The sequence below is a fragment of the Acidithiobacillus ferrivorans genome (assembly GCF_016250455.1).
Lineage (GTDB): Bacteria > Pseudomonadota > Gammaproteobacteria > Acidithiobacillales > Acidithiobacillaceae > Acidithiobacillus > Acidithiobacillus ferrivorans.
In genome coordinates this window covers 2,478,791-2,492,927 of sequence record NZ_CP059488.1, presented here as the reverse complement: position 1 = coordinate 2,492,927, position 14,137 = coordinate 2,478,791, and the positions used below count along the sequence as shown (strand labels likewise).

At 54.8% G+C, this 14,137-nt stretch carries 10 protein-coding genes; all 10 read left to right on the top strand.

Features of this window, described 5'->3' with window-relative positions:
• Positions 1 to 4 precede the first annotated feature (4 nt).
• Positions 5 to 328, top strand: a complete 324-nt coding sequence (locus H2515_RS12450) for a hypothetical protein (protein WP_198660274.1) — start codon at positions 5 to 7, stop codon at positions 326 to 328.
• 230 nt (positions 329 to 558) lie between these two features.
• Positions 559 to 3,372: a bifunctional YncE family protein/alkaline phosphatase family protein gene (locus H2515_RS12445; RefSeq protein WP_141672370.1), complete on the top strand. Its 2,814-nt coding sequence runs from the start codon at positions 559 to 561 to the stop codon at positions 3,370 to 3,372.
• A 181-nt stretch (positions 3,373 to 3,553) separates the two neighbouring features.
• Positions 3,554 to 5,668 carry a class I SAM-dependent DNA methyltransferase gene (locus tag H2515_RS12440; protein WP_198660273.1) on the top strand — a complete coding sequence of 705 codons (2,115 nt, stop codon included), beginning with the start codon at positions 3,554 to 3,556 and terminating at the stop codon, positions 5,666 to 5,668.
• Positions 5,665 to 6,882, top strand: coding sequence for a restriction endonuclease subunit S (locus H2515_RS12435; RefSeq protein ID WP_198660272.1), 1,218 nt, complete (start codon positions 5,665 to 5,667; stop codon positions 6,880 to 6,882). Before H2515_RS12440 ends, H2515_RS12435 begins: the two co-directional genes overlap by 4 nt.
• A 74-nt stretch (positions 6,883 to 6,956) precedes the next feature.
• A complete protein-coding gene (locus H2515_RS12430; protein WP_198660271.1) occupies positions 6,957 to 8,435 on the top strand; it encodes a PIN domain-containing protein in 1,479 nt (492 codons plus the stop codon).
• On the top strand, positions 8,435 to 9,394 hold the full coding sequence (locus H2515_RS12425) for an AAA family ATPase (RefSeq protein ID WP_014028142.1): 960 nt from the start codon (positions 8,435 to 8,437) through the stop codon (positions 9,392 to 9,394). The genes H2515_RS12430 and H2515_RS12425 overlap by 1 nt, the downstream gene beginning before the upstream one ends.
• On the top strand, positions 9,372 to 9,533 hold the full coding sequence (locus H2515_RS12420) for a hypothetical protein (RefSeq protein ID WP_232821382.1): 162 nt from the start codon (positions 9,372 to 9,374) through the stop codon (positions 9,531 to 9,533). Before H2515_RS12425 ends, H2515_RS12420 begins: the two co-directional genes overlap by 23 nt.
• Positions 9,534 to 9,542: 9 nt before the next feature.
• Positions 9,543 to 9,764 (top strand): hypothetical protein, encoded by a 222-nt coding sequence (locus H2515_RS12415; protein ID WP_014028144.1) that lies wholly within the window; start codon positions 9,543 to 9,545, stop codon positions 9,762 to 9,764.
• Between the two features lie 82 nt (positions 9,765 to 9,846).
• Positions 9,847 to 10,857 (top strand): RhuM family protein, encoded by a 1,011-nt coding sequence (rhuM, locus tag H2515_RS12410; protein ID WP_014028145.1) that lies wholly within the window; start codon positions 9,847 to 9,849, stop codon positions 10,855 to 10,857.
• On the top strand, positions 10,854 to 14,090 hold the full coding sequence (locus H2515_RS12405) for a type I restriction endonuclease subunit R (RefSeq protein ID WP_198660269.1): 3,237 nt from the start codon (positions 10,854 to 10,856) through the stop codon (positions 14,088 to 14,090). Before rhuM ends, H2515_RS12405 begins: the two co-directional genes overlap by 4 nt.
• Positions 14,091 to 14,137: the final 47 nt, after the last annotated feature.

Below are 14,137 nucleotides of genomic sequence, written 5' to 3'. Positions count from 1 at the left end.
AGGCATGTTTCAGTTTACGATGGGAGATATCGGTAGCTTCAGGCTGACGGCAATCGACACCTATCTGTTGGAGCGTATTTTTAAGCCGGGTATCATGATTGATCCGGGAACTGCCGGATCCCATCTGCCACAACTGTCGATGGGCGATGTCGTGATCGGAGCAAGGGTGGTAAATTTTAGTAACTATATGGCTAAGGCAAATGGCACCATCGTACCAAGTCAGTTTAGTGCTTTGGCGGCAGATAACGAGGGGTACATGAAAGGGAATCCCAACCCCAATGAACGCGTACTTTCACCAGTGTTCGGTATTTGCGCAGCAGCGATCTAATAAAATTGCTTTGCAGATGATCCACTACCTTGCTGGTCAGAAGAATCAGGGCATTCCATTTTCCGGGGGCTTTCGCGATCCGTGGCAGCCGGATACCTTCGCAAAAGCGGCGGTTTCACCTGCATTCGTACAAGCATGGACAAAAAAATTTGGGGTTAAACGCGGCTAACACCATTTTTCGGTCGTGTCGACAGCGAATCGCCATACTGTTGTGCTGAGGAGTAAAAGTAATGGAAAAAGGGTGTCTGAATCTGTCGGTATGTTTTTTCATGCTGTTTTTAAACATTTTTTGCGCTGACGATGCGTGGTCTGCGGGCGTGTCCCCCCTCAACACCCGCAACATCAAAGGCCCGATCCACGTCAGTGCAGAAAACAAAGGCCGGGTGACCCACATCCTGCCTACAGGGCGTATCGTCAGTCCCGTGGGCTTGGTCAATGGTGCCCCCAACTTCGTGACTGCGGTAGTGCCGGTAGGGAATCATGTGGCCGCCATGGCCAACGGAGCGACGCGCGCGCAGACCATCACCCTCTACGATCAGAAGACCCTGGAGCGGGTGGCAGAAATTGCCGCCTACAAAAAAGATGCCAAGAAAGCGGCTCCCCGGCCCAACGATCTTACTGATTTGCACGGTGAAACCATCGCTCATCAAAGCTTCTTTCAAGGCATGGTGGCAGGCGCCGACCAGACGATCTATGCAGCCGGTGGGGAGAGTGGCGATGTCGCCGCCTTTGCGCTAAGAGGTGGCAAGCCCACGCTCCTACGCCGTTATCCTCTGACCTGGCAACCTTTTCCAAAAGGCCAGTACCCTTACGAATATCAGGGGCACCACATTAATCAGCCCAGACTGTTTTATCCCGATGCCGTTGCTGTGGGTCCCCACGGTAAACATCTCTATGTGACGGGTATGCTGTCCAACAGTCTGGCACGGGTTAATATTCAGAGTGGACAGACCGATTACCTGAATGTTGGACCCTACCCCTACGCGGTCACTTTTGCCGATGGCGGCCAGAAACTGGTGGTCAGCCTCTGGGGCGGGAATGGCGTGGCAGTGATTGACCCTGTGACCATGCAGCTATTGGGTACCGTGCGTGTCGGTCCCCCTCCCGGTCCCGACAATACCGCTGCCGGTGTCCATCCCACGGCATTGGCTGCCGTCCCTCAATCGCCGGATGTTTTTGTAGCCCTCGCCAATGTCGACCGTGTCGCCGAAGTGGACACCATCAATCTCAGCGTCAAACGCTTCCTCAATGACCGCCCCTATCCCGACGCCCCGCCAGGCAGCTATCCCGACGGTTTGACCATCGCCGATGGTAAACTCTTTGTCGCCAATGCCGGCAACAACGACGTCGCCGTCTATAATGCGCAGACTGGCAAAGGCCTCGGCCTCATCCCGACAGGCTGGTACCCAACGGCGATCACCCATGTGGGCAACGCCCTCTATGTGGTAGGCGCCAAAGGCCTGGGCTCCGGCCCCAACGTCGATCACCAGTGGGTGGGCGACATGATGGGCGGACTCATTCAGAAAATTGACCTGAATGACCTCTCGACCCATCTCCCGGCCTGGACCCGGAAAAGCCTGCGCAATGACGGTTTTACTGCTGCCCAACGCCATGTGCGTCACGCTGAAGACCTCAAAACCACTGCCTTTCTGCGCAAACACATCCATTACGTGGTCTTCATTTTGCGAGAGAACAAGACCTTCGACGAAGACTTGGGCGATTACCAACGCGCCGGGGCCTGGGCGGAGCCGCGTCTTGACCTATATGGGCCCAAGGATCTGCCTAATCTTTATCATCTTGCCCGTCATAACACCTTGTTTGTGAATTTCATGGCCGATGGCGAGGTGACTGCGCAGGGCCACCAGTGGACGACGGCGGCTTCAGATTCCGACTTTGTGCAGCGTACCTGGCCGGAATACTACTCTGGGCGTGGCCTGGTCCCCAATCCGGGCTGGACGCAGTCCTTGTTACCAGGTGGCGCGAGCGGAACGGGTGGTATACCTCTCGGTGTTGATAACCCTTATGCGATTTATGAAAACCTCTCGGTACTCGGCAAGTGGTCCAACCCCTGGATCAGCTATCCGCAGCGCCTTTTTTTGTTTAATGATTTGCTCGATCATAAGGTATCGTTTGAGGACTTCGGCGAGTTTGTCTCGCGTTCCCAGGCGGGCAATATCTCCACAGCGATGAAAAAGCATCTGGCCACCGGCTTCCCCGGCTGGGATCGGATGATGCTCGACACCTACCGCGAAAAAATGGCGGTACGATGGCTGCAGGCTCATCCGGGTGCCCAATTCCCGCACTTTATTTACATCTGGTTGCCGGATGATCACACCGCAGGTCGTTCGCCGTGCTATTACACGCCAAATTATTACGTGGCCAACAATGACTACGCGACGGCCAAGTTTATTCATTATTTGTCCACCACACCGGAATGGAAACACATGGTGGTGTTCCTGACCGAGGACGATGCCCAGTCAGGAGCCGATCACCTCAATGCGCACCGGACATTCGCGCTGGCCGTGGGGCCCTGGGTCAGGCGGGACTATCTGGAGACCCACCTCTATTCGCAAGTGAACATGCTCAAAACGACCGAAGCCATCCTCGGGCTGCCGCCGATGTCGCAATGGGACGAAAATGCTGGCGTATTCTCCGGCATGTGGACGCATCATCCGGATTACGCCGAGACCCGGCTGCTCCCGATGCAGGTACCGGTTGCGTTCAATGCGGGCCAATGTGATGACTACACCCTGATGCGCCGCGAGGCCGGGGCTTCCGGGCATCCTCTGCGCCCGGATTCAAAATGGTATATCTGGTACAAAGCCCATCAGGCGCAGCATGGTGCCGGGTTGCCGCCTCCGGGTAAGGGGGAAGCCTACGCGCCCACGACCTTGCTCAAGGTGCCGGGTCCTGAGCAGATGAAGCAGGAATGGATTGCCACCAAGGGGGTAAAGGCCTGGCATAAGGAGGTGGCTTATCTGAAGGCTTATGCGCAAAAGCGGCATGCCCCCATTGCCGCCTATCAGGCCGGGGAGACGGAGTGACAGGGCTTTGCCCGGCAGCCTGACGGGGCTGGGCGCGTACCGATGTGGCCTGCGGTTTAACATGGCGGGACATAACCCGCCGATCTTGATGCTTGCACTTTACAATTCGTCATAGATAATGGCCAACAGGCCGTTTAATCCAATGATAATATTGTAGAGGCATGCTCAAGGCTAAAAATTAATGTCGCAACTCGAACACATCGAAGCCATCGAAAAACGTCTGTGGAGTGCCGCCGACAACCTGCGCGCCAACTCCAACTACGCCAGCAATGAATACTTCATGCCCGTCATGGGTCTGGTGTTCCTGCGTCACGCCTACAGCCGTTATTTGTCGGTGAAGGAGCAGATCGAGCCCAAACTGCCCAGTCGCGGCGGCAAAACCCGCGACCTGACCAAGGAAGACTTCTCCCAGCAGAGCGCGATTTATCTGCGGCCCAAGGCGCAGTTCGATACCCTCGTGGCCTTGCCTGACAGCGCCGACCGTGCCCGTGCCATCATCGAGGCGATGGAATCCATCGAGGCGGACTACGATAACCTGCGCGGCATCCTACCCAAGGGCGAATTTCAGGAGCTGGACAACCAGGTGCTTGGCCAGTTGTTACGGACTCTCAATCCGGAAGAGCTGAAAAAGGTCAAAGGCGACGTCTTCGGCCGCATTTACGAATACTTCCTCACTCAGTTCGCCGGGCAGGGCGCCCATGACGGCGGCGAGTTCTTTACCCCCGTCTCGCTGGTCTCGCTCATCGCCCACGTGCTAGACCCTGAGCGCGGTACGGTGCTCGACCCGGCCTGCGGCTCCGGCGGCATGTTCGTCCAAAGCGCGCGCATCGTCGAGGAACACGGCGACAGCCCCACGGAAAAGCTCACCTTCCGCGGCCTGGAGAAAAACGCCACCACCATTCGCCTCGCCAAGATGAACCTGGCCGTGCATGGCCTGGAAGGCGACATCCAGAAGGCCATCACCTACTACGAAGACCCGCACGAACTGGTTGGCCGTGCCGACTACGTCATGGCCAACCCGCCCTTCAATGTCGACGAGATTGACGCCGACAAGGTCAAGTCCGACCCGCGCCTGCCCTTTGGCCTGCCCGGCGTCAACAAAAAGAACAAGGTCAGCAACGGCAACTACATCTGGATCAGCTACTTCTATAGCTACCTCAGCGATAAGGGCCGCGCTGGTTTTGTTATGTCCTCCCAGGCCTCCAGTGCTGGCGGCGGCGAGGCCAGGCTGCGGCAGAAACTGGTCGAGACCGGCGATGTTGACGTCATGATCGCCATCCGTTCCAATTTCTTCTACACCCGCACCGTGCCCTGCGAGCTGTGGTTTTTCAACCGCGACAAGCCCAAGGCGCACAAAGCCAAAGTGCTGATGATCGACGCCCGCAACGTCTACCGTAAGGTCACGCGTAAGATCTACGATTTTAGTCCCGAGCAGCAGCAGAACCTGTTGGCCATCGTCTGGCTCTATCGGGGTGAAACCGACCGCTACCTGCAACTGGTGTCGGAGTATCTCGGTGACGTGACTGACGAAGCGTATGGCTGCTTTGCCGTTGAAGACGACCTGGGCCAGACCTTCCGGCCCCTGCCCGATTTTAGCGACGCCCTGAAAGCCTTGCGCAATAGTCTGGCATCGTTTCTGAAAAGCCAGCCCCAAACCGGCCCGCAAGCCGACGTGCTGAAGGAGTTGGAGAAAGAAACCGACCTGTTCGAACAGGACATCGAGCAGTTCCGCAACGCTGCCCGGCAGGCCGCCCAACAATGGGACGCCGCGCCCGACACCAACGCCGCGCTGCTCAAGCTCACCCAAGCCTTCGAGCCCATCGCCGAACAAAGCCGCGACCTGATCAAACAGACCGACCTCATCTACAAACTCGCCACCCGCCTTATCGACACCTGCGAAAGCGAATGCCACGCCAAGGACAGCGACACCTGGGTGAGCCGCGACATCACCCGCGCCCGCAAGGCCGCGGACGAAGCGCGCGGTATCACCGTCGAACAACTTAAGCAGGTGCGCTACTTCTGGAAACAGGCCCACTGGCTCACCGAACGCTTCCCCGAGGCCCAACTGCGCGATGTGGAAGGGTTGGTCAAACTGGTGGACCTCCAGGAGATCGAGGCCAACGACTGGAGCCTTACCCCCGGCCGCTACGTCGGCGTTGTTCCCGAGGAGGTGGACGAAGACTTCGACTTCGAGGAAACCCTGCGCGAAATTCATGTGGAACTGGAAGACCTCAACGCCGAGGCCGTCACCCTAGCCGCGACGATCAAAAGGAATTTTGAGGAATTGGGGGTATGAATAGCCACCACGTTGGCCCGATTAAGGACTTCGCTTTGGGTATCTATGATGGACCCCATGCGACACCTAAGGAAGCAGATGAGGGGCCGATATTTCTCGGCATCAAGAACGTCACTCCTCAAGGCACACTGGACTTTAGCGAAATCCGGCATGTTTCGGATCGGGAATATCCGAGGTGGACCAAACGAGTGGTTCCACGAGAAAACGATATCGTGTTCTCTTATAAAGCGACGCTGCACCGGTATGCGCTGATTCCAGAAGGGTTTAGGGGTTGCCTTGGTCGACGTATGGCATTAGTGCGTCCCGATCCGACGAAGGTTTACCCACGCTTTCTGCATTACTACTTTCTGACGCCCTCATGGCGAACCGTAGTTGAAGCCAACATTATCAGCGGTGCTACGGTCGACCGGGTTCCCTTGGCAAAATTTCCGGATTTCGAAGTACGGCTACCAGTTCTCGACGTACAGCGACGAATCGCCTCCATCCTCTCGGCCTACGACGACTTGATCGAAAACAACCGGCGGCGGATACAGTTGCTGGAACAGGCCGCACGGCTGCTCTACAAGGAGTGGTTCGTACACCTCCGCTTCCCCGGCCACGAACACGTCAAAGTCAAAGATGGCGTGCCGGATGGGTGGGAGAAGAAAAAGATCGCCGACATTTGCGAAACGGTCGGTGGGGGTACGCCTTCAACCAAATCTTCTGAATACTGGTATGGTGACATAACCTGGGTTGTCCCGTCCGACATCACAAAGAACGACTGCCTGGCTTTGTTCGATTCGGAACGCAAGATCACAGAGAAAGGCCTACGGGAATCATCAGCAAAGATGGTCCCAACTGAGACCATTCTGATGACAAGTCGTGCATCTGTGGGCTTTTTCGCGCTGATGGAATATGAGGTCTGCACGAATCAAGGGTTCATCAATATCATTCCGCACGTGGACGAAATGCGGATGTACTTATTGTTCAATCTCATGAGTCGGGTGGAAGAAATTCGGAGCAACGCAAAAGGCACCACCTATCCCGAAATAAGTAAGGGCCGGTTTCGAGATATGGCGGTTGTTATTCCAACTGCCATGCTGGTCAATGAGTTTTCTGGGTTCGCCAGTGACATCATTAACCAAGTGCGCATATTAAAAAAATCAACTCTGAAACTGGAAAGATCCCGTGACCTGCTCCTGCCGCGCCTAATGAACGGGGAGGTGGCAGTATAGTGGTTAGTATCAATATTTAAATGATTAAAATATGTAGAAAACTGGCTTTATATAACGATGATTAGCGGGTAGAGATGAATATATTACTCGACACAAATATATTGATACCATTGGAGGATACAGCACAACCACTTGATCCTTTGCTGGCCCAGATGTGTCGGCTGTCAGAGAAAAATGGTCACGATCTATATATCCATCCATCCCAACAAGAGGATATCAGACGGGATAGGGATGAGCAGAGACGGGACATCCTTCTCTCTAGATTGAGGCAATACCAGACAATTCCTTCTCCTCCTCAGTTGTCCGAGGCAGAGCTGCAGCAATACGGATGGAGGCAGGGCAGCGATAATGATCGAATAGATAACCTGCTTCTTCACGCTTTGTGTCGAGGCGCAGTTCATTTCTTAGTCACAAACGACAAAGACATCCATAAAAAGGCCCGGCAGACTCAATTTCAAGAGTCGGTTCACTATCTAGATCAGTTTCTCGCGTTTCTTAGCTCTCAGGTTGAGGCAGAGCATCCGCCGCCATTCGGGATTCAAGAACGATATCTGCACGAGTTTAATGTTCAGCAACCCTTTTTTGATTCGCTGCGCGATGGGTATGAAGGATTTAATGACTGGTATTTAAGGTCGTCGCAGGCACAAAGAAAGGCTTGGTGTATTAGTGATAATGGGACCATGCAGGCAATATGCATTTATAAGCAAGAGAGCAATCCTTGTGTTGTTGATGGCGGCCCTGCCTTGAATGGTGAGACGCTAAAGCTTTGCACATTTAAAATCGGGTATGATGTTCGAGGAAGAAAATTAGGGGAAAGGCTTTTGTACACCGCTTTTAAGTATGCTTCAGAGCATAAAATTCTCTACGTATACCTCCACACTTTTGGTAGCGAGCACGAGATGCTGGTGTCATTATGTGAGGATTATGGTTTTAAATATGCTGGAAAATATGCTGGTAGAGATGATGTTTACCTAAAGAAAATGCTGCCACCAGATATACCGGAAGATGAAATAGACCCGTTGACTTTTGCAGTCGACTACTACCCGCATTACATCGAAGGGAAAGAGGTTGGGAAATTCATCGTTCCGATAAGGCCAGAATATCACAACGATCTTTTTGCCGATATAAGTGATACCGCAAGAGGTTTATTTGCGGATGATCCGAGCATGTATGGCCCGCAGTCTAATACCATTAAAAAAGCGTATATATGCCATGCGAATACGAATCATATTAAGTTAGGTGACTTGTTGTTATTTTATAGATCTGGTGATCGAAAAAGTGTTGAATGTGTTGGTGTGGTTGAGCAGACATATCGTGGAAGTGATGTCGAACGAGTGCTACCATTGGTTTCTAAACGAACCGTTTACTCAAGAAGGGAGGTCGAGGAAAAGCTGCAGAGAAAAGCGCTTGTCATACTTTTCAGGCTCATGCGAACGTTTCCTAAAATAAGTATTGCTGAGCTTGAGCGGGTAGGCATTAGGGGACCTATACGAAGCATACGGAAGATAACGCATGAACAATATTTTTACTGTATTAACCGGTGGAATAATTGATGGGTAGAGCAGCGCTAATTTCTATCCATCCACAGCATGTCGCCAATATTCTGAGCGGCATGAAAATATTTGAATATCGGAAAGTTGTTCCTCAGTATGAGGTATCTCATTTGGTGTTTTATTGCACTGCTCCCGTGATGAAGATTGTAGCTGTCGCGGAGGTTTTAGGGTGCATTATCAGTTCGCCTACGCGAGTCTGGAATATAACATCTGCTGGCTCTGGAATATCTAGACGTTTCTTTCGAGAATATTTTTATGGACAGAAAACTGCGAGTGCGTTCTCTCTCGGTAAGGTTTATGAGATGAGGGAGTCATTGGGTTTGTCTTGTCTCTCAGGAGTAAAAGCCCCGCCGCAGTCATTTTATTATCTCGATGATGCTGACATGAGGGTAATTTTGGAAAACCAGTCAGCTATACCATCTGTCGCTGCCCATATGGTTTTTGTTGGTGGGATTCACGGTGTAGGGAAAACTACAATTAGCCGGAATGTATTTGAGCCAGCGGGATATCAATGCGTGACGGCCAGCTCTCTCATCGCAGAACACGGGCGGAAAACCGATCACGACAAGCGCGTTGATGGTGTTGGCGATAATCAGACCGCTTTGTTGCACGAGCTTGCGAACGCCAAAGCGAAACATGGCCGCTTATTGCTTGACGGCCATTTCACTCTGATCAACGGTCAAGATGAGATTGAGCCCATTGATGTTGAAGTATTTCGAGCCATGAAGCCCAATCAACTCATCCTTATTAAGGGGCGGCCTGAAGAAATAGCCACCCGGCTGAAAGAGCGGGATGGAAAAAAATGGAAGAGCTCGTTTCTCGCGAAATTTCAGGAGAAGGAGGAGGCGCATGCCCGTCGTGTGGCGAAGGAACTCGGAGTGAGATTGCGGATTATCGGCAGTGATATTGTAAAGGGGCACCTTGTCAGGCGGCCTGATGGCGAGTTCCCAGTCGTTTGAAATGAAGGCTTACACCGAAGATTCTCTCGTCCGGCAGATCACCGTCGACTACCTGGTGGAGCGGTTCGTCTGGCGGTCGGTGTTGGCCTATAACGAAGAGCACTTCGGGCTGGATAGCGTTTGGGAGGCGGTACAGTAAGAAGGTGCTATGAATGGCATCGTGATTTTTGAGGCTGATAGCCAGCAGGTGGAGGTGAGGTTGGAGGGGGAAACCGTCTGGCTGAGCCAGAAGCAGATGGCGGAGCTATTCGGCAAGGGTACCCGCACCATTAATGGGTACCCTGACCACATGTTTTCGGAAGGTGAACTAGAGCGAGATTCCACTATCCGGAAATTCCGGATAGTTCGTCAGGTAGGGAAATCCGCATGAGCTCGCGCACCACCCAAACGGCAGCTGTTGCATTTTTTGCAATAGCTCAGAAAATGATCAGACCATCGACAAGGAGCGTCACATGAATGCTCTCGATTTGCAGGTCCCAATCCTGCTCTATCCCCAAGCTGGCGGGAGTGATGCTACCGAGGTTCGGCTGGAGGGCGATACGGTCTGGCTTACTCAGAAGCAGATGGCCGAGTTGTTTGCGACCACCCCGGAAAACATATTGATGCACCTGAAAAACGTTTATCAGGAAGGTGAACTGCGGGAGTCGGCAACTGCTAAGAATTTCTTAGTGGTTCGCCAAGAGGGCAAGCGCCAGGTAAAACGCCAGCTCAAACATTTCAACCTCGACGCCATCATCTCGGTCGGCTACCGCGTCAACTCCACCCAAGCCACCCGCTTTCGTCAGTGGGCCACGCGAGTGCTGCGCGAGCACCTGACCCAAGGATTCAGCATAAATGAATATCGGCTGGCCCAGCAGGGGCTGGTCGAGTTGGAGCAGGCGGTGGACCTGTTGAGCAAGACCCTGACCCGGCAGGAATTAGTGACTGACATCGGTCGGGAAGTGGTCGACCTGATTCTGGGCTATGCCAAAACCTGGCGCCTGCTGCTGGACTACGACGAGGACAAGCTCGGTATACCCGTCGGTGCGCAGCCTGCTCGTGGGGTCTTGGGTTTTGAGGAGGCGCGCCGGGCGCTGGATGCGCTGGCCGATGCATTAAGAAGCCGTGGCGAGGCCAGCGAACTGTTTGCCCGTGATCGGGGCGAGGGGCTGGCGGCCATCCTCGGCAATATCGAGCAGACCATGTTTGGTGACCCGCTGTACCAAACCCGCGAGGAACGTGCCGCCCATCTGCTCTATTTCGTCATCAAGAACCACCCGTTTTCCGATGGCAACAAACGCTCCGGGGCCTTTTTATTCCTGCTCTATCTGCGCCAGGAGGGCATGCGCCTGACCCTGGATGAAAATGGCCTGACGGCGCTGACGCTGCTGATCGCCGAGAGCGATCCGAAGGCCAAGGATTTGATGGTGCGGCTGGTGATGAACCTGTTGGCCGTGGGCTCCGACACGAAAGGGGATGCATGAACTACACCGAAGACACCCTCGTCCAGCAGACCACCGCCGACTACCTGGAGCATCAGCTCGGATGGAAATCGGTGTATGCCTATAACCATGAGGACTTCGGACCGGACAGTTTGTTGGGCCGCGCTTCTGATCGTGAGGTGGTGCTGACGCGCACACTGCGCGAAAAGTTGATGGCGCTGAACCCGAATCTGCCGAATGCGACCTATGAGGACGCCGTGCGGCAGATCACCGCAACGATCGCCTCCCAGACTCTGGCCGCCACCAACCGCGAGAAGTACGAGCAGATGCGCGACGGCGTGCAGGTCACCTTTCGCAACGAGAAAGGCGAGCGAGTGCGTCAGCGGCTACGGGTCTTCGATTTCGATGCGCCGGAAAACAACGAATTTCTTTGTGTGCGCGAACTGTGGATAAAGGGCGATCTCTACCGGCGGCGGGCGGACATCATCGGTTTCGTCAATGGCTTGCCGCTGCTTTTCATCGAGTGCAAAAACCTCCACAAGAAGCTCAAGACCGCTTTCGAGCAGAATTTCTCTGATTACCGCGACACCATTCCGCATTTGTTCCACCATAACGCCATTGTCCTCTTCGGCAATGGCGAACAGGCGAAGATCGGTTCCATCACCAGTCGCTGGGAACACTTCAACGAGTGGAAACGCCTGGCCGAGGAAGCGCCGGGGGCGGTGGATATGGAGACCTTGCTCAAGGGCGTGTGCGACCGGCGCAACTTTCTGGATCTGGTGGAAAACTTCATTCTCTTCGATGAGTCCGCCGGCGCGCCGAGGAAGATCATCGCCCGTAATCACCAGTTTCTCGGCGTTAACCGCGCCATCGCGGCGGTGCGCGAACGCAAGACGCGCCAAGGCAAGCTGGGCGTCTTCTGGCATACCCAGGGATCGGGCAAGAGCTATTCGATGGTGATGTTTACCCGCAAGGTGCATCGCAAACTCGGTGGCAACTTCACCTTTCTGGTATTGACCGACCGCGACGACCTCGATACCCAGATCTACAAGACCTTTGCCGGTTGCGGCGTGGTCGGCGAGCAGGAGCAATGCCGCGCCGCCAGTGGCCATCATCTGAACGCACTGTTGACCCGGCACAAGGCCTATATTTTTTCCCTGATTCAGAAATTCAACCAAAAGGTTGAGCCGGAGCAGCCCTATAGCGTGCGCGACGACATCATTGTCATCACCGACGAAGCGCACCGCACCCAGTACGGCACATTAGCGCTCAATCTGCGTAACGCCTTGCCCCATGCCAGCTATATCGGCTTTACCGGCACGCCGCTATTCAAGGATGACGAGATCACGCGGCGGGTGTTCGGCGGATACGTCTCCACCTACGACTTCCAGCGCGCAGTGGAAGATAATGCCACGGTGCCGCTGTACTACGATGCCCGCGGCGAGAAGCTGGGCATCGCTATCGGTGACCTCAACGAGCGCATTGCCGAGAAGCTCGAAGAGCTGGAGGCCGACGACATCGATGTCGGGCAGCGGCTGGAGAAGGAACTCAAGCGCGACTATCACATTCTCACCGCCGACAAACGCCTCGACCAGGTGGCGCGGGATTTCGTGCAGCACTACTCGACCGCATGGGAGACCGGTAAGGCGATGCTGGTGTGCATCGACAAGGTGACCTGCGTGCGCATGCACAAGTTGATCGGCTTTTATTGGGACGAGCGCATCCGCGAGATGGAAAAGGCACTGCCCAAAATTGGTGACGAACAAGAGGCAGTGTTCAGCCAGCGCCAGATGGACTGGATGCGCGAGACCCGCATGGCCGTGGTCGTGAGCGAGGAGCAGGGTGAGGTGGACAAGTTCCGCAAGTGGGATCTGGACATCCTCCCGCACCGCAGGCTGATGAAGGAAGGCATCGACCTGCCCGCGTCCATGCGTGCCAAACCCGAGTATCGCAACATGCAGACCATGGCTCTGGATGATGCTTTCAAGGCCGAGAAGCACCCCCTGCGCGTCTCTATAGTCTGCGCCATGTGGCTGACCGGCTTCGATGTGCCGAGTCTTTCCACCCTCTATCTCGACAAACCCCTCAAGGCCCACACCCTGATGCAGGCCATCGCCCGTGCCAACCGCGTGAACGAAGGGAAGAACAACGGTTTGATCGTGGATTACTGCGGCATCCTCAAGCACCTGCGCAAGGCGCTGGCGACCTTCGCCGGGACGCAGCCGGATGGGGAGGAGGGCGAGATCGACCCCGCGCGACCGGAAGAGGAGTTACTGGCGGACCTGGCCGAGGCGATTGCCCTGGTGCGCACATTTCTGGATGACCGTGAGGCCTCACTGGATGATGTCATCCAGAAGACCAGCTTCGGGCGCAACGCCGCGATCGTAGCGTGCAAGGAAGCCGCCAACGAAAACGACGAGAGCCGCAAGCGTTTCGAGGTGATGTGCCGGGAGGTGTTCAAGAAGTTCAAGGCCTGCATCAACGCGCAGGGCGTCAATGCCCATCGCGCGGATAGAGATGCGATCAATATGGTCTACAAGAGCCTGCAACAGGATCGTGAGCAGGCCGACATCACCGATATTATCCGGCAGTTGCATCAGGTGGTGGACGGGGTGATCGAGGTGAACCCCGACCGCGTGGGCGAGGAATCCGCGCGGTACGACATCAGCAAAATCGACTTCGACCGGCTCCATAAAGAGTTTGAACGCAGCCCGCGCAAGAACACCACTGTTCAGACCTTGCGCCAGGCCGTGGAGCAGCGGCTGCAGCGCCTGTTGCTGCAAAACCCGCTGCGCACCGACTTTCAGCAACACTACGAACAGATCGTCGCGGAGTACAACCGTGAGAAGGACCGCGTCACCATCGAAAAGACCTTCGAGGCTTTGTTAAAGTTGGCTCAGGAACTGGATGAAGAGGAGCACCGGGCGGTCCGCGAAGGGTTGGATGAAGAGTCTCTGGCCATTTTCGATCTGTTGAAGAAGCCGGAACTCAGTGTGGTCGAGATCAAGCAAATCAAGGCGGTTGCTGTGCAATTGCTCCAAAAACTGAAGGCCGAAAAGCTTCGCGTGGATCACTGGCGAGATAAGGAAGCGACCCGAGACTCAGTACGTGTGGTGATTCGAGATTATCTTTGGGATGAGGAGATAGGGCTGCCGCTGGATTCCTTTGCCGAAGAGGATGTCGAAATGAAAGCCGATGACGTGTTCCGGCATATCTACAGAGCCTACCCGACAGTGCCTTCGCCCTATTTCAGCGCGCAAGTGATGGCCATGTGACTGCATGACCATCACTAGGCGTGGAGAATGAAGTCACGGGGATGGAG

Excerpts from the sequence above, each read along its gene's own strand:
- H2515_RS12415 (WP_014028144.1), top strand. The coding sequence starts at position 9,543 with ATGAATGGCATCGTGATTTTTGAGGCTGATAGCCAGCAGGTGGAGGTG.
- H2515_RS12440 (WP_198660273.1), top strand. The coding sequence starts at position 3,554 with ATGTCGCAACTCGAACACATCGAAGCCATCGAAAAACGTCTGTGGAGT.
- H2515_RS12445 (WP_141672370.1), top strand. The coding sequence starts at position 559 with ATGGAAAAAGGGTGTCTGAATCTGTCGGTATGTTTTTTCATGCTGTTT.
- H2515_RS12425 (WP_014028142.1), top strand. The coding sequence starts at position 8,435 with ATGGGTAGAGCAGCGCTAATTTCTATCCATCCACAGCATGTCGCCAAT.
- H2515_RS12405 (WP_198660269.1), top strand. The coding sequence starts at position 10,854 with ATGAACTACACCGAAGACACCCTCGTCCAGCAGACCACCGCCGACTAC.
- H2515_RS12430 (WP_198660271.1), top strand. The coding sequence starts at position 6,957 with ATGAATATATTACTCGACACAAATATATTGATACCATTGGAGGATACA.
- rhuM (WP_014028145.1), top strand. The coding sequence starts at position 9,847 with ATGAATGCTCTCGATTTGCAGGTCCCAATCCTGCTCTATCCCCAAGCT.
- H2515_RS12450 (WP_198660274.1), top strand. The coding sequence starts at position 5 with ATGTTTCAGTTTACGATGGGAGATATCGGTAGCTTCAGGCTGACGGCA.
- H2515_RS12420 (WP_232821382.1), top strand. The coding sequence starts at position 9,372 with ATGGCGAGTTCCCAGTCGTTTGAAATGAAGGCTTACACCGAAGATTCT.
- H2515_RS12435 (WP_198660272.1), top strand. The coding sequence starts at position 5,665 with ATGAATAGCCACCACGTTGGCCCGATTAAGGACTTCGCTTTGGGTATC.